The 20,952-nt window shown below is 66.9% G+C and carries 23 protein-coding genes and 1 tRNA gene; 15 read left to right on the forward strand and 9 right to left on the reverse strand.

Annotation, left to right across the window (positions count from 1 at the left end; genetic code table 11):
- Window positions 1–55 precede the first annotated feature (55 nt).
- The gene (locus LuPra_RS18925) at window positions 56–2,515 is read right to left on the reverse strand and encodes a PAS domain S-box protein (protein WP_162271444.1); all 2,460 of its coding nucleotides are present in this window, start codon (window positions 2,513–2,515) and stop codon (window positions 56–58) included.
- A 352-nt stretch (window positions 2,516–2,867) separates the two neighbouring features.
- Here LuPra_RS18925 and LuPra_RS32580 point away from each other — a divergent pair, with 352 nt between their 5' ends.
- On the forward strand, window positions 2,868–3,269 hold the full coding sequence (locus LuPra_RS32580) for a hypothetical protein (protein ID WP_162271445.1): 402 nt from the start codon (window positions 2,868–2,870) through the stop codon (window positions 3,267–3,269).
- 14 nt (window positions 3,270–3,283) lie between these two features.
- Here the strand turns inward: LuPra_RS32580 and LuPra_RS18930 are convergent, their stop codons facing one another.
- Complete coding sequence (locus LuPra_RS18930; protein WP_110172195.1) at window positions 3,284–3,508, reverse strand: hypothetical protein; 225 nt, start codon at window positions 3,506–3,508, stop codon at window positions 3,284–3,286.
- A 380-nt stretch (window positions 3,509–3,888) separates the two neighbouring features.
- Window positions 3,889–4,155, reverse strand: a complete 267-nt coding sequence (locus LuPra_RS18935; RefSeq protein ID WP_157899396.1) for a hypothetical protein — start codon at window positions 4,153–4,155, stop codon at window positions 3,889–3,891.
- Window positions 4,156–4,523: 368 nt separating this feature from the next.
- Between LuPra_RS18935 and LuPra_RS18940 the strand changes: the two genes are divergently transcribed.
- The 12 genes from LuPra_RS18940 to LuPra_RS32070 all read left to right on the forward strand — a co-directional run bounded on the left by LuPra_RS18940 (window position 4,524) and on the right by LuPra_RS32070 (window position 12,708).
- Window positions 4,524–5,777, forward strand: coding sequence for a tyrosine-type recombinase/integrase (locus LuPra_RS18940; RefSeq protein ID WP_110172197.1), 1,254 nt, complete (start codon window positions 4,524–4,526; stop codon window positions 5,775–5,777).
- A 43-nt stretch (window positions 5,778–5,820) separates the two neighbouring features.
- Window positions 5,821–6,459 (forward strand): hypothetical protein, encoded by a 639-nt coding sequence (locus tag LuPra_RS18945; RefSeq protein ID WP_157899397.1) that lies wholly within the window; start codon window positions 5,821–5,823, stop codon window positions 6,457–6,459.
- Window positions 6,460–6,505: 46 nt separating this feature from the next.
- Window positions 6,506–6,775 carry a helix-turn-helix transcriptional regulator gene (locus LuPra_RS34570; protein ID WP_157899398.1) on the forward strand — a complete coding sequence of 90 codons (270 nt, stop codon included), beginning with the start codon at window positions 6,506–6,508 and terminating at the stop codon, window positions 6,773–6,775.
- Window positions 6,772–6,969: a hypothetical protein gene (locus LuPra_RS33340; protein ID WP_110172200.1), complete on the forward strand. Its 198-nt coding sequence runs from the start codon at window positions 6,772–6,774 to the stop codon at window positions 6,967–6,969. The genes LuPra_RS34570 and LuPra_RS33340 overlap by 4 nt, the downstream gene beginning before the upstream one ends.
- Window positions 6,966–7,178 carry a hypothetical protein gene (locus LuPra_RS18960; RefSeq protein WP_110172201.1) on the forward strand — a complete coding sequence of 71 codons (213 nt, stop codon included), beginning with the start codon at window positions 6,966–6,968 and terminating at the stop codon, window positions 7,176–7,178. The genes LuPra_RS33340 and LuPra_RS18960 overlap by 4 nt, the downstream gene beginning before the upstream one ends.
- A complete protein-coding gene (locus LuPra_RS18965) occupies window positions 7,165–8,526 on the forward strand; it encodes an AAA family ATPase (protein ID WP_110172202.1) in 1,362 nt (453 codons plus the stop codon). The genes LuPra_RS18960 and LuPra_RS18965 overlap by 14 nt, the downstream gene beginning before the upstream one ends.
- Window positions 8,516–8,992 (forward strand): TubC N-terminal docking domain-related protein, encoded by a 477-nt coding sequence (locus LuPra_RS18970; RefSeq protein ID WP_110172203.1) that lies wholly within the window; start codon window positions 8,516–8,518, stop codon window positions 8,990–8,992. The genes LuPra_RS18965 and LuPra_RS18970 overlap by 11 nt, the downstream gene beginning before the upstream one ends.
- Before the next feature lie 2 nt (window positions 8,993–8,994).
- Window positions 8,995–9,258, forward strand: a complete 264-nt coding sequence (locus tag LuPra_RS18975) for a hypothetical protein (protein ID WP_157899399.1) — start codon at window positions 8,995–8,997, stop codon at window positions 9,256–9,258.
- An 81-nt stretch (window positions 9,259–9,339) separates the two neighbouring features.
- Window positions 9,340–9,972: an HK97 family phage prohead protease gene (locus LuPra_RS18980; RefSeq protein WP_110172205.1), complete on the forward strand. Its 633-nt coding sequence runs from the start codon at window positions 9,340–9,342 to the stop codon at window positions 9,970–9,972.
- 186 nt (window positions 9,973–10,158) lie between these two features.
- On the forward strand, window positions 10,159–11,394 hold the full coding sequence (locus tag LuPra_RS18985; protein WP_110172206.1) for a phage major capsid protein: 1,236 nt from the start codon (window positions 10,159–10,161) through the stop codon (window positions 11,392–11,394).
- 259 nt (window positions 11,395–11,653) lie between these two features.
- Complete coding sequence (locus tag LuPra_RS18990) at window positions 11,654–12,316, forward strand: HXXEE domain-containing protein (protein WP_234800464.1); 663 nt, start codon at window positions 11,654–11,656, stop codon at window positions 12,314–12,316.
- Window positions 12,317–12,519: 203 nt separating this feature from the next.
- The gene (locus tag LuPra_RS32070) at window positions 12,520–12,708 is read left to right on the forward strand and encodes a hypothetical protein (RefSeq protein WP_157899400.1); all 189 of its coding nucleotides are present in this window, start codon (window positions 12,520–12,522) and stop codon (window positions 12,706–12,708) included.
- A 118-nt stretch (window positions 12,709–12,826) separates the two neighbouring features.
- Here the strand turns inward: LuPra_RS32070 and LuPra_RS19000 are convergent, their stop codons facing one another.
- The 4 genes from LuPra_RS19000 to der all read right to left on the reverse strand — a co-directional run bounded on the left by LuPra_RS19000 (window position 12,827) and on the right by der (window position 16,244).
- Entirely contained in the window at window positions 12,827–13,414 is a 588-nt protein-coding gene (locus LuPra_RS19000) for a hypothetical protein (protein WP_110172208.1), read from the reverse strand.
- A gap of 330 nt (window positions 13,415–13,744) precedes the next feature.
- Window positions 13,745–13,821, reverse strand: a tRNA-Pro gene (locus tag LuPra_RS19005).
- Between the two features lie 102 nt (window positions 13,822–13,923).
- A complete protein-coding gene (locus tag LuPra_RS19010) occupies window positions 13,924–14,616 on the reverse strand; it encodes a MerR family transcriptional regulator (protein ID WP_157899401.1) in 693 nt (230 codons plus the stop codon).
- A 245-nt stretch (window positions 14,617–14,861) separates the two neighbouring features.
- Window positions 14,862–16,244, reverse strand: a complete 1,383-nt coding sequence (der, locus tag LuPra_RS19015) for a ribosome biogenesis GTPase Der (RefSeq protein ID WP_110172210.1) — start codon at window positions 16,242–16,244, stop codon at window positions 14,862–14,864.
- A 60-nt stretch (window positions 16,245–16,304) separates the two neighbouring features.
- Here der and LuPra_RS19020 point away from each other — a divergent pair, with 60 nt between their 5' ends.
- Both LuPra_RS19020 and LuPra_RS19025 read left to right on the forward strand, forming a co-directional pair.
- A complete protein-coding gene (locus LuPra_RS19020; RefSeq protein ID WP_110172211.1) occupies window positions 16,305–16,577 on the forward strand; it encodes an HU family DNA-binding protein in 273 nt (90 codons plus the stop codon).
- Between the two features lie 115 nt (window positions 16,578–16,692).
- Window positions 16,693–17,646: a site-2 protease family protein gene (locus LuPra_RS19025; RefSeq protein ID WP_110172212.1), complete on the forward strand. Its 954-nt coding sequence runs from the start codon at window positions 16,693–16,695 to the stop codon at window positions 17,644–17,646.
- 112 nt (window positions 17,647–17,758) lie between these two features.
- Here the strand turns inward: LuPra_RS19025 and priA are convergent, their stop codons facing one another.
- Window positions 17,759–20,230 (reverse strand): replication restart helicase PriA, encoded by a 2,472-nt coding sequence (gene priA, locus LuPra_RS19030; RefSeq protein WP_110172213.1) that lies wholly within the window; start codon window positions 20,228–20,230, stop codon window positions 17,759–17,761.
- Entirely contained in the window at window positions 20,230–20,748 is a 519-nt protein-coding gene (locus LuPra_RS19035; protein ID WP_110172214.1) for a uracil-DNA glycosylase, read from the reverse strand. The genes priA and LuPra_RS19035 overlap by 1 nt, the downstream gene beginning before the upstream one ends.
- Window positions 20,749–20,952: the final 204 nt, after the last annotated feature.

Consider the following 20,952-nt stretch of genomic DNA (forward strand, 5'->3'; position numbering starts at 1 on the left):
CCTCAAGTCTCAGGCCTCAGGTCTCAGGTCTCAGGTCTCAGGTCTGGCCGGCAAATCAGGGACGCAGTCGCGATCTCGCCACCAGCGTCGCGACCGATGCCACCAGTTCGCCCGGATCGACGGGCTTGGCCAGGTGCATCTCGAAGCCGCTCCGCAGGGCCTTCGTGCGGTCCGACGCTCTGGCAAACGCGGTGAGCGCCGCCGAGGGGATTCGGCGGACGTGCGGGTCATCGGAACCGCGGATAGCCTTCATCATTTCGTATCCGTCCATCTGCGGCATACCGATGTCGACCAGCAGCACGTCGGGGCGCAACGTGCTCACACGTTCCAGCGCGAACGCCGCTGAGGACATGGTCGTCACCTCGGCACCCGCCGACTCGAGCACGACACGCACGAGCGAGAGCGCGTCCTCGTCATCGTCGATGGCGAGCACGTGGACGCCGGTGACATCAGCGAGATCCCGCAACGGCGCCGAGAGTTCCGTGCGCGGATGCTGGCCAGTTCCCGGCACGATGGGTCCGGCGCTCACGATCATCAGCGGCAGACGCACGAGGAACGACGCTCCCTGATCCGCGCCGGCGCTCGCGGCCTCCACCGTGCCGCCGTGCATCTCGACGATGTGCTTCACGATCGCGAGCCCGAGCCCGAGGCCGCCGGTTCGCCGGGTCGAACTGGAATCGGCCTGGCGGAAGCGTTCGAACACGTACGGGAGGAAGTCCGATCGGATGCCGGCGCCCGTGTCGCTCACCGTGAGTTCGATGTGCGAGTCGACACGCTCGAGACGCACCTGGACTTGCCCGTTGCGCGGGGTGAACTTCACCGCGTTCGACAACAGGTTCCACGCCACCTGCTGCAGGCGCCCGGGGTCGCCCGACACGGGGCCGACCTGCGGATCGAGCAACGTGTGCAGGCGGACACCCTTGGCGTCGGCCGCGGGGCGCATGGTGGCGATGGCATTCTCGATGACCAGCGGCAACTCCACCGACTGGACGTCGAGGCGGAGCTTGCCCGAGACGATGCGCGACACGTCCAGCACGTCGTCGACGATCTGGGTCAGCCATGTCGCATTCCGCTCGAGAGTCCCGAACGCGTCGTTTGCCTTCGATCCCGTGAGCAGGCCGCTGTGCAGCAGTCGCGAGTAGCCCATGATCGCGTTGAGGGGTGTCCGCAATTCGTGGGACAGCACCGCCAGGAACTCGTCCTTGAGGCGGTTCGCCTCCTGCGCTTCGAGGAACAGCCGTGAGTTCTCCAGGGCGACCGACGCCCACGCCGCGACGCCAACCGCGAGGCGTTCGTCCTCGGACGTGAACATGCCGGGTAACGAGTGACCGAAGAACAGACCGCCCAGTACCGCCTGGTTGCGCCCCTTGACCGGAACCGCCAGATAGCTGCGGACGGCGAGATGGCCAGGCGGCATCCCGACGTACGGCGCGTTGCCGCCGTAGCGGGGATCCTCGGTGACGTCCTCGAGGCGCACCGGACCATCGCCGCGAAAGGTCGGAGCGAAGAGCTCGGTCGCGCGCGGATGCGGAAAACCCGCGAAGGCTTCCTTGGGCGCGCCGGAGAGTGAACAGAGCATGTAGGCGTCGCCCGTCGCGGCGGTGCGGACGTTGTAGAAAAACGCACCGAACTGCGCGCCCGTGAGTTCGGTGGCCGCGTCGGTCACCTTCTGGACGATTGGCTCACGCTCGAGCGCAGACGCGAGGAGCACGCCGACGTCCGAGAGTCTCTCGGTGTTGCGAGCTTGTTGCTGCGCCAACGCGCGCAGCCGCTGCTGATCGGAGATGTCGCGCGCGATCTTCGAGGCGCCCACGATCGTGCCCGATTCGGTCCGGATGGGAGACACGGTGAGCGAAATCGCCACCAGGCGCCCGTCCTTGGCGCGGCGAGTCGTCTCGTAGTGATCGACGGTCTCACCGGCGCGAATGCGCGCGATCACCACATCCTCCTCGCCCTGCAGTTGGTCGGGGATGAGGATGCGGATGGACTGTCCGAGCGCCTCGGCGGCGGTATAGCCGAAAATCCGCTCGGCGGCCGGATTCCACGACGTGATGATGCCGTCGAGTGTCTTGGTGACGATCGCGTCGTCGGACGACCTGACAGCCGCAGCCAGCCGCCTGATGGCCAGATCGGAGGTCTTGCGGTCGGTGATGTCGCGGGCTATCGTCGACGCACCGATGACGACGCCGGCCTCGTTGCGAATCGGGGACACCGTCAACGAGATGCTGATCCGCGCGCCGTCCTTGCGTACGCGCACGGTCTCGAAGTGGCTCAGCGCCTCTCCGGACCGGATCTTCGCCAGCACCGTGTCTTCTTCGGATTGGAGTTCCGGCGGGATGATCATGCGCACCGAGCGGCCGATGGCCTCGGCCGCGGTGTAGCCGAACATCCGCTCGGCGGCGCGGTTCCAGGACGTGATCGTGCTGTGCAGGTCCTTGGTGACGATCGCGTCATCGGACCACTCGACGACTTGCGCCAGGTGCTGAATCAGCGAGTGCGGTGACAGTTCGGACATGCGCGCGTTGCGATGAGTGTCGGGCCGCGATTCGCCATCATGGGATCGGCCGAATTGTATCGTGGCGAACGTATACAGCGGTCCGATGGGCCTGGCCCCCTGGCGCTGACTCGAGCGTAAATGACGCTTCGCGACCAGGGCGCTCATGGGTACCGGGTACCGGGTAGGGGTGCCGGGTATCACGGATTCCGTGGCGGCCCTCGGCCGTCGGGAGTCGAAATCGGTCGGGAGTCGGGAGTCGGGAATCGCCGACGTTGTGGGCCAGCGCGGACATGGTTCGCAAGCCGAGCGAGAAGTCGCGGCGCTGGCTTTCGACATTCCAGCATCCTGGCATTTCGGCATTACGAGGCTCTTGTCAGTCTCGGAGGGTCTCGGGTTGGTGAACGACGAGCACGAGTCGACGGGTGAGGCGGTGCGCCAGGCGTTGCGCGGGTGGGAGCAGCGTGTCCAGGCCGTGATCGAGATCGCTCGCGATAGCGACGACCTCGCTGCGCGATTGCCCGTCCTCGATGCGCTCGCGGAGGAACTCGTCAGCGATCTGGAGCGCGCGATGTCGGGTCTCGACGCGGCGACGCACCGCCCGGGGGCCGCGCTGCCCAATGGGGCAGACACCCTGCGCGAGGCGCTGGGAAAAGCGCACGCGCTGTTGCATGGCATCGCGTTGTGGCATCGGCCCCCGAGCGTGGGAGCCTTGCGAAAGGCGCGCGATGGGTTTGCCGTGGCCGCCGACCGGCTGACAGCGCGCCGAACTTGAGTCGGAGGCGGGCGTCAGGAGCCGTGCGGCCGTTCCCAGGGGAGCGGCTGCCGTTCCGGACCGGCCGTGCTGTCGCGCACGAGCGTGACGCGATTGTGCGCGGCCTTGGTGCGTACCGCTGCCACGGTTCGCCCCAGTATCCGTGCGATCTCGCCTTCCGGCACGCCGCGGACCGCAAGGGTGGTGAGTTGCCGGACTTCGTCTTCGCTCCAGCGCTGGCTTCTCGGTGAGGTGGTCACGTGTCGTTACCCTAAAACCGGGCAATCGTCACAAGGGCTGCCGCACACGACGTGTGCGCTTTCGCTCATCGCCATGCACCACTGCGCAACATTGCCGCATGGCAGTACGTCCCGAGGCCATCAGGGACAGGTACAGGTGAGACTACAGGTGGCGACACTGCCGCCGAGGCAGGGACGAGCGGCGCGCCATTCCGTAAGTGACGCGTGTCCGAACGGCCACTGTCCGTGCGCGGCCCTGCCAACAGAAGGCGAGAGTAGATGTTGGTGGGCGATGCGGCCGTAGCCACGCCACGAGGCGAAGCGCAAGGCTGGCCGGACGTGTCAACGACCGAAGATGTCGTGGGGCGTGGGGTTCCGGGACCGGCTGCGGGAGGCGGTCCTCAGTGCACGTCCTTCGCGGTCTCGTATGGCGGAAGAAGCGAGTACCCGTCTCCGACGTGCCGCCAGGCGCGTGTGCCCTCTTCGTGGGCCAGGAAGCGAGCGCGCGCCTCGAGCTGGTCAGCCTGTTCGATCCATCCCTCGGCGATACCGCCGAAGCCGTCCTGGGCCACTTGCACCAGGAGGATCGGCGGCTCGCCGGAGTCGTCGGACTCTGCGTCGAACAACAGAATGAAATCGCCGACCTGTGGCTCGTCGTGTTCCGTCATCGACTGTCCTTGCGCCGCGTGGCCCTGCGCCACCCAGAACGAAAACAGCCCCGGAGTGACCTCCGAGGCTGAGCGGCCAAACCTCTGCATTGCAGCGGCTTAGACTGGTCGGGATGGCGAGATTCGAACTCGCGACCCCCTGAACCCCATTCAGCCGAATGCGGGTTTCGCACTGCTTCATTCCCCGTGCTGACCACAACGCAAATGACTGTCTTTCAAGCCATTTACGGCTTCTAGGTGCTACGATGGGTTTCACCGCGAGCCACTGCTCGCGGTTGACCAGTCGGTTGACCAGCAGATGCTGAGGGCATCTCAGAGGGTCGCGACGGGTGCGGTTGACCAGTTGACCAGACACGGGAGTACCTCTGATGCGCAAAGCCTTGACACCTCGGTTCGTGGAGTCCGTCGCAAGGACCACGGGACGCGCCGAGTACGTCGACACTACCACGCCCGGCTTGGCCCTACGGGTCGGCCCGCGTGCCAAGACGTGGGTCGCGCTGTACAAAACGGCCGGTGGACAGGTCCGCCGTCAGACGCTCGGGCGCTACCCGTTCGTGTCGTTGCAGGACGCCCGCATCGCTGCCTGCGACGCCATGCGCTCGGTGCACGCGGGGGCTGACCCGCAGGCCGAGCGCAAGGCGGCTGAGCACGACACCTTCGGCGCGCTGGCGACCTTGTACATCGAACGGCACGCCAAGAAGCGCAAGCGCACGTGGCAGGAGGACGAGCGCATTCTCACCCGCGACCTGCTGCCCACGTGGCGTGACGTGCCCGTCCGCCAACTCACACGACGCACGATCCGCGAGCACCTGGACGCGATCGCGGATCGGGCACCCGTCATGGCGAACCGCGTCGCGGCGCTCGTGTCCAAGATCCTCAACTTCGGTGTCGACCGTGAATGGCTGGATGCCAACCCCGCCGCTCGGCTCGCGAAGCCGACGCGTGAACGCTCGCGCGAGCGCGTGCTGACCGACAACGAGATCCGGGCACTCTGGTCCGCACTGGCAGACGCAGAGTCCACGTATCGCCGCGTGGCTCAGGACGGGCGCGTCACGGAGGCCAAGACGGGCGACACGCCGCTGCTCCGTCCCATGCTGGCCGACTGGCTGCGCGTGCGACTCCTGACGGCCCAGCGCGGCGGCGAGGTGATCCGGATGCGCTGGGCCGAGTTGGACCTCGACGCAGCCACATGGATGATCCCCAGCGAGACGACCAAGAACAAGGTCGCCCACGTCGTGCCGCTCGCCGGGCCGGTCGTCGAGATCCTGCGACGTCGCCGCGCTGATGTGGACGAGGGGGTGCCGTGGGTCTTCCCCAACGACCTCCTCCGTGGCCCAGCGGCCGACCGCGCCAAGAAGGTTGCGCTGTCCACCTTCCTGCCGACGTCCGCCGACGTGCGTGGGCACGACCTCCGACGCACAGCGGCCTCAGGCATGGGGCGGCTCGGCATTGGGCGAGAGACAATCGCCCGCGTCCTGAACCACACGGATCGCGGTCCGCGCGCGACCGCGATCTACGACCGCTTCGACAGGCTGCCGCAGAAGCGGGAGGCGCTAGAGGCGTGGTCGACGGAGCTGCATCGAATCGTCGCTGGCATCACGGCGGTGCCCCTTGCGGGGTAAACGTCCCGACTACGACGCGACGGTCGACCACTTCCGGTCGGAGTTGCCGGACATCACGCGACGGCTGACGGAGCCTGAGACGACGGATCGGATCACCGGCGACCAGCTGCGCGACATCGCGACTGTGCTGCATCTGGCTGAGACGGGCGCGCTCGACGAGGACGAGCCGAAGGTGTGCATCCCGACGTGGCTGCTACCGACGCTCAAGCAAGCGCTGCGCAGCGCCTATCAGCAGGCGTCCGCCGGTAAGGGACGCACTGCGCGCGCGGACCGCGCGTGGCGCGCAGCGCACACTCGTGTCCGCCGATACCAGCGCGTCCTGGACCTCACCCACCCACTCGATGGTGGCGCAGCCTTGAGCAAGGCTGCCGCGTTCCGGGTGGTCGAATACGAGGAGGTGCAGGTGTTTGATGAGCCACCTCCTGGCGGGCGGCGGCGCACGCGTCAGACGCTCTATGCCAAGTACACCGGAGCTCGCGTGAAACGGGACTACTGGCATCTTGAACGCACCCACTCGCACGCCAAGCTCCAACGCTTGATTGACGCGCGAGCGGATGCCGCCGCGCTCCGGTGGCTCGCGTTCGCTCCGTCGTCGCTGAACGGCGAGCAGGTCGACTCGGGCAAGGCTGCGGTCGAACTCGCGATCCGTCACGAACGCGAAAGCGCCCGAAAACGCGGTTAGCTTTTGACCGAGATTTCTCCCGTCCAGCCTGTCGCATCCTGTCGCTGTGGAACCCACAGCACCCGCCGCAAGCCCCCGTAAACGTCTACACGCTCGCTCCCGTGGCGAGCGCCTGCTGCCTCGCGACCCCTCGGCGCTGCTCAGCGGCCCAGACGTCGAGCAATTGCTGGGCATCGCGCGCGTTACGTTATGGAGATGGCTGAAAGACGGCCACTTCCCTCCGCCCGATCGGCTGCTCCCCGGACGTCCTCCGCGCCGTGCGTGGTTGCGTCGCACGTACGAGACGTGGTCCGCCAATCGCGGGGGACAGGCGTGAGCCCCGCCGAGACGCGTCTCGCGCTTGAGCAAGAGGTACGCGAGACCATCCGCACGATCCGATTGGGTCTCGATGACTTGTCTGCCGTCCTGGAACAGCTGCGTCAGCTGCGACACGACGAGGCGCACGCGTCGCGCGACCATCGCCTCGTCGTCGAGCACGGGCCGAACGGTCGACCCGAGGTCGTTCGATGAAGCCCGTGTGTGACGCGCAGGGCGAACCGCTGACCGCGAGTGCGATGCTGGTCGACGCCCTGCGAAACGCCGACGTCTACCGACTCATGGCGCAGTGCGCCGTCGACCAACTGCGCGTCGCGCAGCTCGCGCTCGCGCAGACCCGTGCGGACTACCAGCGCGTGCTCGAAGAGTTTCGACGCTACCGAGACGATCATGGCGTTCGATGACACGACGTTGACGGCAGCGATCTTCGGAGATCGCGTGCATCCGGCCGATCCGCCCACAACGGATCGAGGTGCGCATCCAGCACCCAAGCCGCAAAACGCTACAGTGAGGGTGCCGGTGCTGTCCGAGGTTGTCTCGGTGCGAGCCTCAACGCTGGCACCCGAACACGTCACATGGCTCTGGCCGGGTTATATCCCGTCAGCCTCGTCGAGCATCTTGGCGGGCCGGGCCGGATTGGGTAAGTCAACGCTAGCCTGTGCCATGGCGGCGACGATCACGCGTGGTGGACAATGGCCTGATGGCCAGCGTGCCGTGCGCGGTCGCGTGGCGTACTTGACGGCTGAGGATCACCACACCAAGACCATGGTGCCGCGCTTGATGGCCGCGAATGCGGACCTCGATCTCGTGGAGATCATCACGATGGTGCGTGTGCCAGATGAGCACGGTGAGGTATGCGGACGTGACCTCGACCTCGTGCAGGATGTCGCGGCACTGGATCGCTTCCTGACGCGTCACGGTGACGCGCGCCTCGTGATCGTGGACCCGATTACGGCCTACATCAACGCCAGCAAGAATACCCATCGCGTCTCTGACGTGCGGTCGGTGATGCGACCGCTGGAAGCACTGGCACACACGCACGACTGCACGATCCTTGCGATCAGTCACTTTAACAAGGCCGTCGGCAACCACGACGCGATGACCCGAGTCACTGGCTCGCAGGCGTGGGTCGATGCCGTGCGTTCGGCGTTTACGGTCGTGGCCGATCCCGAGAACGAGGACCGTCGGTGTTTCCTGCCGCTCAAGGTCAACCTGTCCCGCAAACCTGATGGTCGAGCCTACGTGGTCGAAACCGCCAGCGTCACGCACCGCGGTGAGCGGTTCGAGACCAGCCGCATTCGGTGGACCGATGAGCCGGTGACGTTCACCGCCAACGAGGCGCTGGCGGCGCAAGCGTCAGTAGGAGACGACCGCACGGAGCGCGATGAGGCGAGCGCGTGGCTGCGCGACGCACTCAAGGACGGACCGCGCGCATGCGCAGCCATGCGACGTCAGGCACGGGCGGACGGCCTCGCGTGGCGGACCGTGCAGCGGAGGGCGAAAGTCCTCGGCGTGACGATGGGCAAGGGAGACTTCGGGGGCGAGGGGCTGTGGTCGCTCGACACGTCAACCGCGCCAGTCGAGCCCCCAACCGCGCCAACCGCGCCAGTCGTGCCACGTGGCGCGGTTGGCGCGGTTGACGTCGACAACTCGGCTGTAGTTGGCTCAGCCGTGCACACGTCAGCAGCGACTGACGCAGGCGAAAGTCGCAACCACGATGGCGACGAGACGGAGGTGGCAAGTGCCGAGTGACGTGCTGGCAAACGTCGAGGCGCGTGGCCTGCTGCTCGACCTTGACGAGAAGGGCGTCCGCCTGTTCGTGCGTGCCGGGACGCTGATGACGAAAGCGGCCGCACGCCTGACGCCCGATGACCGTGCGGCCATCCGTCAGCACAAGCCTGACCTGCTGGTGCTCGTCTTGATCTGCGCCGACGCCACCCTTGATCGTCTGCTGGCACTCCGTGCGGGGACGCTCGGCCGTGAGCGACACGAGCGCGGGTGCTACCTCTGCGGGCAACCGCTCCCGTCCGACCGTCCGCTCGGGCGCTGCGGCTGGTGCGCGCTCGCGTGTCGACTGCACGCAGGCGGGCCGGTGCCTGCGGACCTGATCGCGCTGTTCCCCGAGTCCATCCGTGGCACGACGTGCCCGCAGTTGCGTCCTGGCAGGGCGTTACCGTTCGACTGCGCGCAGCCCACGCTCGAGTTGCAGGAGGCATGACCTTGTCGGATCACACGGACGACTCACCCTTGGAAGCCGAGGCGGAAACGCTCCGATTGGAGCTCCTGCGCGTGCTGCGCGACAGTCGCGTCGACGCGCTCAATAAACCGTTTGTTGCGTTGCTGGCTGCCGCCGATGTCTGCATGATGGCGGCCGAGGGGTCCGACTACATGCGTCTGCGTTGTGCGTCTGCGGCCATGCGCATCGCGCAGATTCTCGCACCTGAACGGACGCACATCGTCCCCGTGTCGCCAGTCGGCAATTGACACGATTGGTGGCAGAATGCACTGACCGCCCGCGCACGCGTCCCCCTGCCATGTCGCGCACAACGACAGCAAGGACGGACGATGACAGCAGCAATCGATTCCTCGATACGCGAGCCGCTCGAACGACGCGGGCTCGCCGACGGCGCGCAGCTCACGACGACAGACACCGAAGGCCCCGCCCGTCTGGTCGGCTACGCCTTGCGGTTCGGCGTAAGCTCCGAGCCCTTGACCGGCAAGAACGGCGCGACCTTCGTCGAGCAGATCGATTCGCACGCCCTCGACCGCTTGCCGCAACGACGCGACGTCAAGGCGCTGCTCGCGCACGACAGCTCACGCGTGCTCGGTTCGACCAAGGCAGGCACGCTCAAGCTGGCCGTTGACACCGTCGGCTTACGGTTTGAACTGACGCCGCCCAACAGCCCCGCAGGCGTCGACCTGGTCGAGTCCGTCAGACGTCGGGATCTCGACGGCGTCAGCTTCGGATTCAAGACGCTGCGCGACGAATGGCGGGAAGGCTCGCCGCCCCTCCGACTCCTGACCGATGTTGACCTGTTTGAAATTTCTTTCGTGGCGTGGCCTGCCTATCTCGCGGCCGACGTCGCGATTGAAGCCCGCGCGTTGATGCACGCCGCGCAGCTCGTGGCCCGTCAGGGTCGAGCACAGCGCCGCCGTGCCCTCGACGCGCTTTCGGCGCGACTGGCCGCGTTGCGGTAGTCGCGCGTCTCCGAGCGTCGACGACAACGCGACGTGTCGGCCCTGAGCGAACGCACGCGAACACGGAAGCAACCTCACGCGAGAGCCGACAGGCATCGTCAGGAAGGCTTGTGAGCCGAGTTCGTCAGGAACGTGCAGCGGGCACACGCGCAGTGTCGCGACGCATTCATAAGCAAGTGAGGTTTTATGTTTGCGATTAAGCATGCCGAGCGCAACCTGACCGCCGCTCGTGCGATCCACGAACGAGCCGAAACCGAGAATCGCGATCTCTCCGTCGAGGAACGGAGCGAATACGACGGACTGATGTCGGCCGCACAGAAGTACGCCGCCGACGCCGAGCGCGACGCGGAGATGGCTTCCGCGCTCGCGAAGTTCAACGGCGATCCTGTCGTCGCGTTCCGTAGCGTTGTCAGCGACGCCGCAGCGGGGCGCAGCTCGAGGACGGCCGCAGCCATTGAGCGCCGGAGCGCACGCCCACACGTCGAGCACGCCGTGCTCGTGCCGTCGACGAGCGAGTACCGAGCCGCGCAGGCTGAGGGCACCGACGCCGCTGGCGGATTCCTCGTGCCCATTGAGCAGGCACCTGTGATCGTCGAGCGGCTCGCGCCCGAGTCCGTCGTCCTGGCTGCGGGTCCACGTCTGTTCACGATGACGTCGGACACGATGACCGTGCCGAAGGTCGGGACGGGTGCCACGGTCGGATTCGTGCTCGAAAACGCCGCGATTCCCGAAGGCAACATCGTCTTTGAAGCGGCCACCTTGACCGCGCGCAAGCTCGCTGGATTGACGCGGTCGAGTAACGAGTGGCTCAACGACGCGATCCCCGATGGCCGGACGGTTGTCGAGCAGCACTTGCTGCGCGAGCTCGCGATCAAGCTCGATGATGCGTTTTTCAACGGCACGGGTGTGGCCCCGCAGCCGTTGGGCATCCTCAATTGGCCGGGTGTTGTCTCGACGCCGGGCGCAGCGACGCTCGACGACGTCGCCGCCGCGATTGCAGGCGTGGAAGCGGCGTACGCCTCGCCCAACGCGATCTTTATCAGTCCGGCGAACTGGTCCGCGTTGCGGCTCGAACGTGACGCAGGCGCAACGGGCGGCTATGTCCTGCAACCCGACGCGAGCGCGGCGACACGGCCGGTCGTGTTCGGCGTGCCGGTCTACATCACGGCTGCGGTCGGAACGTCGATTGTGGTTGCCGATATGCGATTTGTCGGCATCGGCGTGCGGGATAGGTGGGTCGTGCATTACGACCCGTACCGTTACAGCGAGTACGACCAGAGCGCGATTCGGGTCACGAGTCGTTGGGCCATCGCGCCGCTGCACACGGCCGCTGTGCAGATCGTCGAAACCGGGGCACTGGCCGCACGCGACAAGCCCGCCGTGACCACGCCTGCCGCGACGACGCCTGCACGGAAGGCGTAAGAAGCCGCGCACCCGTCACGGTGTGATCGCACCTTCCGTCCGATCAGACCGTGGCGGGGCTCGCGTGCGCCCGACGTCGATGCCATGGCGAACGACACCTTGGGCGCGCACCGAGAACGCGATGCGGTGCTACGATCCGACCGCCGAGAGGCTCGATGCTGACCTTCCCGGAATGGACGACGACAGTCGGGAGGCACCTCTGCAAACACACTGGTTCTACACCGTTTGGCCGTTCATAGGGGTGGGAGGTGCGATTGTGATGATCGCCATCCTGCTGATGACCGATACATTCCGTGGCAACGCTGCGGCGACTCGCTGGCGTGATCCAATGTGGCTGGCGTGGCTTGCCGTGCCGCTCTACTGGCTGCATCAGTTCGAGGAATACAGCCTGCCAGTGATCGGCATCGACTACTCGATCCAGGAAATGATCTGCGAGAAGATCGGCTTTCCCCCGTATCCGGAATGTCCGATTCCGCTGGCCTTCTACCCAGTGGTGAACATCGCTCTCATGTGGTTTGGGGCGCCACTCGCGGCATACCTCTTCCGGCGCAACGTCCTCATCGGCCTCAGCTTCTGGGGATTGCTCTTCGCCAACGGACTTGTGCACACGGCAGGCGGGGTCGCGCAGGGCGGTTACAACACCGGCCTGCTGACCGCGGCCTTTTTGTTTGTGCCATTGTCCGTTTGGGTCCTGTACGCCAGCGCGATTCGCGGACCGTACAGCGGCAAGGTTGTTGGCGTGGCGTACGCTGCCGGAGGCGCCACTCACATCTTGCTTTTTATGGGTTACGGACTCTTCAAAGCCGGTGTGATCGGCAATGCTGGCCTGCTGGTCTATGCCGCCGTGATCGGTTTCACGCCGATCATCTTGGCGGCCCTTGCAAGCCGCTTCTTCAAGCCTGAGTTGCTGTCGCCGGTCTAGTTCTGCGGGCATACCCGCCGCTTCGTCGTACTGCGAACCAGTTGCGCAGCTTGCACAGCTCAGACGGCCGAAGGTCCATTTTACGTGTCGAAAATGCGCGCGTGGGGCCACGGTCGTCAGCCTTACACGGTGCCAGCGATTGCGACCCCCCTACCCGCCCCGACGGACGCACAGGTGAACCCCTGAGAAACCCGGAGCACACGATGCCGACGCACGCAGTCATGGAGCCGTACAGCGGGTCAGTCCCTCGTCCCGACGTGTCCGTGTCCGTCGCACGCTGGGGCGACGAGGAAACGTGGGGCGGCTCGTCCTGGTCAGCAGTCCACGTCCCGACGCAGATCGTCGCCTACGTCTCGTTCGAGCGCGGCTCATCCCCGATGACGTCGCGCTGACGCAGCTGCTCGACGTCCTTGGACCGTCGCGTCCGACGCGCGACAGCGGAGCAGGACTGATCGTCCCGGACGCCGCCGCGCTGCCGCAGCTGCCCAGCTGATGGAGCTCCCAGCGGCTTCACTTTTGAGTACAGGGCGGCAGTGCCGACATGTCTCGCCCGAACAGCTCCGCAGCGGTCGACGTTCCCATTTCGACCTTGAGGCGGCTCGCCCAATCTGGCGACGCGGGAAGTCTCTGTTGCCCCGCGTTCGTTTCCAGAACCACCACCAGCCGGACGTCTCGATCAATGAGCACATCCTTGCGACCGTTCCATTTCAGGAGACCATGAGCCACCAGCGGCACGGTTGCCGCCTCGTTCAACATCACTTGAGCGTCGCGTAGCGGGCTGGTGATCGACACTTCGCTGACGAATGAGGCAGGTAGCCCCTCTACCTCGATGGCAGTGACACGGGTCACGCTAATGGGGCGTCGCCCGACGTTGCTCACCTGAAAGCCAGTCTGCCACTCGAAGCCCTCAGCGCAGCGAGAGAAGCCTTGCGGCACCGTTCCGTCAATGAGCGCGACGACGAAGGGCCTGTCGCGCGCGTCGCGCCTGTATTCCTGGACAGCAAGGAATGTCGACAGGCCAGCCGCGTAGAGAGCAACGTAAGGCGACAAGCCCGCTGCCAAGCGTCGCCACTGACCTTGCTTCGCCATCCACTGCATGGCGGGCAGTTTACGCGACTCATCCACACGTCGGCATTTCGCGGGGCCGCAACGGTGGCCTCGCTGGGGCACGCCGCAATCCTTTGGTGACGCAACGCCGTCGTGGGGTCGGCTGCGACAAGCTGCGCGCCCACAGGAGCGACGCAGGGGGCGGACGCGTCACGAGCCTGCGTCGCGTGTCCTCGTGTTGCTGCGAGTGCGTGCGGGGGAACAACGAGCCACGCTGTGTCAACGCAGGCAGACGCCGTGACCACAAGCCCCTAGGTTGACCATAGGTTGACCAGTGGGTTTTTCGCGGCTCGCCTAGCGGCTGTAAGTTGTTGGGTTTATTGGTCGGGATGGCGAGATTCGAACTCGCGACCCCCTGAACCCCATTCAGGTGCGCTACCAGGCTGCGCTACATCCCGACCGGCGCCGTGAGGCGCGAACGCGAATTGTACCGCAATGGCCTGCGGCTGAACAGGTCCTCAGTCGTTGGGCGCATGGTGCCGGGCTGCTGAACGTGCGCGTCAGCTGCGCTTGCCGCGCCGGGGCGCCGAGGGCGGACGCGCCGGGGGCGCCGCAGCGGCGTCGCCACCCAGCAGGTCGAGCAACGAACGCATCTCCTGCTTCAACTGCACCAGGGTGGCGCGGGCCTCCACGGGAACCACTGTCGCTGCGGATGGTGCCGTTGCCGACACGTCAACGGTCGCGCCGTCCGCCGTCATTCCCGCAGGCGCCGCCAACGCCGGGACCGAACTCGCCCTCCTGCCGGCGTTGGGCGCAGCGGCTTCGGCGTTCGACGTTCCGCCAGCCTCGACGCTTGGCGTTCGGCGTGCCGGGTGCGGGGCGACGGTTTCCGCTTCGACGTTCAGCGTTCGACGTTCAGCGTGCGCCTGCGCGGCCTTGGCCTGCGCCGCCTGGATCTCGGCGACGAAGGTGAAGAGATCGTCCTGCGGCTGGGGCTGCTCGGCATCGAAGCGACGCCGCACGCCCGAGAGCGTCAGTCCCTCGGTGAAGACGAGGTCGCGGATGCGCAGCACACGCTCGACGTCCGTGCGCCGATAGATGCGCGGCCCGCCGGGGGTCTTCGAGAGACCCAGTTCCGGGAACTCCGACTCCCACGAGCGCAGCACGTACGGCTGGATCTGCGCGAGCTCGCACACCTCACTCGCCTTGAACGCAGGCTTGTCCGGAATGGTCACGCTGGGAGAATCAGCCACGAGGGAGAGTATAGAACCCGATCGGGAACCATGGACCGGGTCGGTTGCCGCCGACCGGAAGGTCGGCGGCTACAGGGTATCGGGAACCTCGACCGGTAATGGCGAGGCGTCTCAGGGCAGCCGGGCTCGGCCACCTTCGCACTCTCGCGCTTCGGCGCCAGGGAGATCCGGTCCCACCGGCGCGAGGCGTGCGCGTCAGCCGCTCGGCATGCGCGTCAGGCATCAGGCATCAGGCACAGGCATCCTCAGTGTTTCTTTTCCCGCTCCCGGCCGCCGCGCTTGCGGACGGTGATCCGGATCGGGGTACCCTCGAAGCCGAACGTGTCGCGCAGGCTGTTCACGAGGAACCGCTCGTAGGAGAAATGGAACTCGGTCGCCACGTTCGTGAAGAAGACGAACTGCGGCGGCGCGATGCCTGTCTGCGCCGCGTAGAGGATCTTGACGTGCCGCTTGTCTGGCGTGGACGGCGGATGCTCGCGGCCGACACGTTCGACGAAGCGGTTGAGCTCGCCGGTCGTGATGCGCCTGCGTCGCGACATGGCCACCCGGTCCACCGTCTCGAGCAGCTTGGTCGCACGTTCGCCGGTCAGCGCCGAGATGTGCAGCAGCGGCGCATACTCGAGGAACTTCATCCGGAAGCGCTGCTCCTCGTCGAATTCCTTGTAGTACCGATCGCCCTCGCCCTTGGTGAGGTCCCATTTGTTGGCCGCGATGATCATGCCGCAGCCGAGCCGCTCTGCCTCGCCGGCGATCGCGGCGTCCTGGTCGGTCGCGCCCTGCGATGCGTCGATCACGAGGACGGCGACGTCGGCGCGCTCCATCGCGCGCTTTGCCGTGAGGACGCTCACCATCTCCACCGCGTGCGAGCTCGCCACGCGGCCGGGTCGTCGGATGCCCGCGGTGTCCACGATCCGGAACGTGCGCTTGTGCCACTGCAGCAGTGTGTCGATGGCGTCGCGCGTGGTGCCGGGGATGTCACTGACGATCAGCCGTTCCTCGCGGAGCAGTCGGTTCACGAGCGACGACTTGCCGACGTTGGGCCGGCCGACGATGGCGACCGCAATCTCGTCGGGCGTCTCCACCGATACCGATCCGCCCACCTTGCCGGCGGCCTTGAGTTGCCCCTGGACCGCGTCCATCAGATCGTGCACGCCCGTGCCGTGTTCGGCGGCGATTTCGAACACGTGATCGAACCCGAACGCGAAGAACTCGTACATGCGGTCGCGGGCACGCTTGTCGTCGGCCTTGTTCACGGCCAGCAACACCGGAGCCTGGGCCACCCGGCGAATCTCGGCGGCGATCTCGTCGTCGCCCGACACGCGCCCCTCGCGCCCATCGACAACGAAGATGACCAGATCGGCTTGCAGGATGGCGCGCTTGCCGTGCTCGACGACCAGATCGTGGAGCGGATCCTCGGTATGACCGAAGATGCCGCCGGTATCCACGAGCCGGAACGACATGCCCAGCCACTCCGCGTCGTGCGCCATCACGTCGCGGGTTGTCCCGGCCATCGCATTGACGATGGCACGGCGGGTCCGCGTGATCCGGTTGAAAAGCGTCGACTTGCCCACGTTGGGCCGGCCGACGAGCACCACGGTGGGCAGCGCGCGGGCGTGTGAACCTGTCATGCGGACATCTTGCGGATTGACACTCTAAACCCCTGTATCTATGCTTCTTAGCGGCACACGATGATCAAGGTCGACATCATCAACGAAGTGGCGACTATCGCCGACATCACCAAGGTGAAGGCCGAGGTTGCCGTAGAGGCCGTCTTCGAGGCGATGCGCGAAGCCATGAAACGAGGCGAACGCATCGAACTGCGCGGGTTCGGCGTCTTCCAGGTAAAGCCTCGCAAGCGCGGCATCGGCCGCAACCCCCGGACGGGCAAGGAGGTGCGCATCCCGCCGGGCCGCACCATCCGGTTCAAGCCGGGCAAGGAACTCCAGAACATCGGCGGCTGAGCAAATCCCGCCCTTGTCCATGCCCCCGCTCCCGCCCGCCGGGCCCGACTCAGTGCCGGGACGTCCCGCTCAACCCAGCATTCCTGTTCGGTGGTCCGACCAGGACAACGCCTGGGTGACCGGACCACTCACGCCTGCCGACGCCGATCTGGACCGTGGTGCGCGTGTCGGCTCCCGGCCCTGGGTCCACCTGCTGCTCTTCGTCCTGACGTTCCTGACAATGACGTGGGCAGGCTCCAGCTTCTTCCTGAACTACATCACCGCCGTCGGCACGCGGCGCGTCGTCATCGCGCCCGCCACCGCGCTGCTCGGAGGCTTGTGGTTCAGCGTTCCGGCGCTGCTGATCCTGGGTGCCCACGAGTTCGGGCACTACTTCGCGTGTCGATATTACCGGATTCCGGCCTCGCTCCCGTACTTCGTGCCGGCGCCCGCCTTCTCCATCGTGGGCACCCTCGGGGCGGTCATCCGCATGGCCCTGCCCCGCACGCGCAAGGCGCTGTTCGACGTCGGCATCGCCGGGCCCATCGCCGGATTCGTCGTTCTGCTCCCGCTGGCGGTGTACGGCGTGTCGCATTCGTACGTCGTACGATTGCCGCGTGCGTTGCCCCTGCGGGGTGGCCTCGAGCTCGGAGACCCGCTGCTCCTGACATTGCTGCAGAAGGCGTTCTTCGGCACCCTGCCCGACCACGCGCTCTTCGTGATGCACCCGACCGGCTTCGGGGTCTGGTTCGGGCTGCTCGCTACCGCGTTGAACCTGTTCCCGGCCGGGCAGCTCGATGGCGGGCACATCGTGCACGCCATCATCGGGCGCGCGTCGCGGTACGTGACCATCGCGTCCATCCTCGTCCTGCTGACCCTCGCGGTGTTCGTGTCCTCGAGCTGGGCGGTCTGGAGCGTGCTGCTGGTGTTGATGACGTATGCCTTCGGCCTCGATCACCCGGCCGTCGGCGAGGAGCACCTGCCGATTGGCAAGGCACGCCTGGCCCTCGGCGTCTTCGCGATCGTGATGTTCGCCCTCAGCTTCACGCCCGTGCCGATCAGCCCGGTCGATTTCATCGGCCGACGGTAGGGTGCATCACGCAGTTTCAGAAGTGCAGAATTTCAAAATTTCCTTAGCATCGCCACGCTTCGAAGCGCTGAGGTGGTAGTGAAATTCTGCAATTGTGAAATTCTGCAATTCCTCAGAGCATCGACAGCGGATCCACGTCGACGGTGACGCGCTTCTGCAGCGACGGCATGCCGGTGATCGCCTGCCGCGTCACCTGCCGCATCGCGGCCCGGTCACGTCCCTTCAGGAACAACTGCACGCGTGACTCACCTCGCAGCCGGCCCAGCGGCGCCGGGGCGGGACCGAGCACGCCGAAGCGCTCGGCGCCAAGCGCGCGCAGCTTCTCCGCAAGCAGGCCCGCGTCCTTCAAGGCGGTTGCCAGTGACTCGTGCCGCACGACGATGTTGATCATCGACAGCCACGGCGGGTACCGCATGCGCTCGCGGAACTCCAGTTCGTGCCCCACGAAATCGTCGTACGCCTGCCGCGCCGCCATCACGATCGCATAGTGCTTCGGATGCAGCGTCTGCACGAGGGCTTCGCCGCGCGCGTCGCCACGGCCGGCGCGCCCGGCCACCTGCGTGAGGAGCTGGAACGTGCGTTCCGCCGCGCGGAAGTCCGCCACGCCGAGGCCGATGTCGGCCGAGACCACGCCGACCAGTGTCACCTGCGGGAAATCGTGGCCCTTCGCGATCATCTGCGTACCGACGAGGACATCGACCTCGCGGGCAGCAAACCTTGCCAGCACCGTACCGATGGCGCCGCGACGCTGCATCGTGTCGCGATCGACACGCGCGATCCGCGCCTGCGGGCACGCGGCCAGCACCTCCTGCTCCACCCGTTCGGTGCCGACGCCCGTGTACTCGAGGAACTCGCCCTGGCACGACGGACACGTCGACGGCAGTGGCGCCGCATGGCCGCAGTAGTGACATCGGACCTGCGCCGCTCGTCGATGCACGGTCAGGGTGACCGCGCAGTTGGGGCACTCGGTGGTTTTGCCACACCCGCGACACAGCAGCGACGGCGCGTATCCACGACGGTTCAGCAGCACCATCGCCTGCTCGCGGCGCGAGAAGCACGCCTGCAACGCCTCTCGCAGGGGCTGGCTCAGCACGACCTCGGGCCCTTCGCTCGCCAGCACATCGCGCATGTCGATGATGCGGACGTCGGCCAGCGGTCGATCGTTGACGCGTTGTCGCATCCTCACGAGCCGATAGCGACCCTCGGACGCATGGCGCCACGTCTCGAGTGAGGGCGTCGCCGACCCGAGCACGGCCAGCGCACCCGCATCGCGGGCCCGCACCAGCGCCGCGTCGCGGCCGTGGTAGCGCGGACTCTCGTCCTGCTTGTAGGCGGTGTCGTGCTCTTCGTCCACGATCACCAGCCCGAGCCTGGGCAGGGGCGCGAACACCGCCGATCGCGTGCCGATGACGATGTCCACTTCGCCGCGGCGGATCCGGTGCCACTGGTCGTAGCGCTCGCCGTCGGACAGGCCGCTGTGCTGGATGGCCAGGCGCTCGCCGAACGCACGTCGGAACAACGAGGCCACAGCGGAGGTCAGTGCGATCTCCGGTACCAGCAGCAGGACGCCGCGTTCGGCCTCGAGCGCGGCGCGCGCCAGGCGCAGGTAGACCTGCGTCTTGCCGCTCCCGGTGACGCCATGGAGCAGCGCCGGTTGAAAGCCCTGACCGATCAGCGGCTGCAGTGCCGCCAGCGCATCGGTCTGTTCCGGGGTCATCGGCAGGAACAGCGGCGCCGCCAGCGCTTCCGACGTGCCTGCCGATCCGCTCGCGAAGGGATCGCGCGCGACCGCGCGCCACTCGACGATCGCCAGTCCGAGCGCCACCAACCGGCGCACGACCTCGCTGCCAATCCCCTGCTCGCGGAGCACGCCCGCGTCGATGCCCTCCGGCGTGCCGACCAGCACGCCCACCGCGGCCGCCTGCTTGGCTCCGAGTCGCGTCGTCGCTGGCTCGAATGCCGCCGGCGTCGGCCGGATCCACCGCTGCTTGCGCGACGCGTCGGCCTGCCCGGTGACCACCGGCTGCAGCCGCACTGCACCGATCTTGAGCAACCGGCGCACCGCCCGCGAGATGATCTCGGGCGTCGCCTCGAGGTCGCGGACACGCGCGGCGACGACGCGGGCGACCTGCCGGCGCAGCACCGGGCCCTTGGCGCGCAGCAGCGCGAGGATGGCCTCGTCGACAGGCTGATCCAGCGGGAGTTCACGCGGGACCTGTTGCGCGGCATCCGCGGCGTCCTCGGCCAGGGCCAGCGTCATGTCGCTGCGCAACCAGCCCTTGGGCGGCATCGCCGCCGACATCACCTCGCCAGGTCCGGCGAGGTAGTAGTCGCCTACCCACAACGCGAGGTCCACCACCTCCTCGGGCAGGAACGTCACGTCGTCGAGCACTTCGAGGATGTCGCGCAGCCGCGCCGGCGTGTCGTCGAGCGGCGCGTTGTCGTGCGTGACCAGGCCCGTGAGCTTGCGGGGGCCGACCTGCACCACGACGCGCGTGCCGCGCGGCGCCTGCAGGCCGTCGGGGAGCCGATAGGTCAGCAGGCCGAGCCCTGGCACGGGCACGGCCACGCGGACCAGACGCATCAGCGCGCCTCGCCTCGCAGGAGAGACCGGACCAGCTTCATGTCTTCCCAGGTCTCCCGCTTCTTGTCGGGACTGCGCAGGAGATACGCCGGGTGGAATGTCGGCACGAGCTGCGCGCCGCGGAACGGATGGATCTGGCCCCGTAGCCTGGTGATCGGCGTGTCGGTCCGCAGGAGCGACTGAGCCGCGAACTTCCCCAGCGCGACGATCACCTTCGGCTGGACGAGGTCAATCTGCTGGAACAGGAACGGCTCGCAGGTGTTCACTTCGTCGGGTTCGGGATTCCGGTTACCCGGCGGCCGGCACTTGATGACGTTCGCGATGTACACGTCGTCGCGATGCAGCCCGATGGCCTCGATGATCTTCGTCAGCAGTTGTCCGGCGCGGCCAACGAATGGCACGCCCTGCTCGTCCTCGTCCGCACCCGGTGCCTCGCCGACGAACATCAGGTCCGCCGTCGGATTGCCGACGCCGAAGACGACCTGCTTTCGACCGAGCCTGCAAAGCTTGCAGCGCATGCACTGTGGCCCGATGTGCGTCTGGAGGGCATCGAGCGCGGCCAGTGATGACTCCGTTGGTAGGGACCGCTCTGTTGGTAGGGACCGCTCTCCGAGCGGTCCATCTCCCACAGACGGATCGACAGGATGACCCTCGCGGGCACGGACGCCATCGCCCACGCGGCGATGGACGCCTCGGAGAGGCGTCCCTACCTGATCGACTTC

The sequence above is a fragment of the Luteitalea pratensis genome (assembly GCF_001618865.1).
Classification (GTDB): Bacteria; Acidobacteriota; Vicinamibacteria; order Vicinamibacterales; family Vicinamibacteraceae; genus Luteitalea; species Luteitalea pratensis.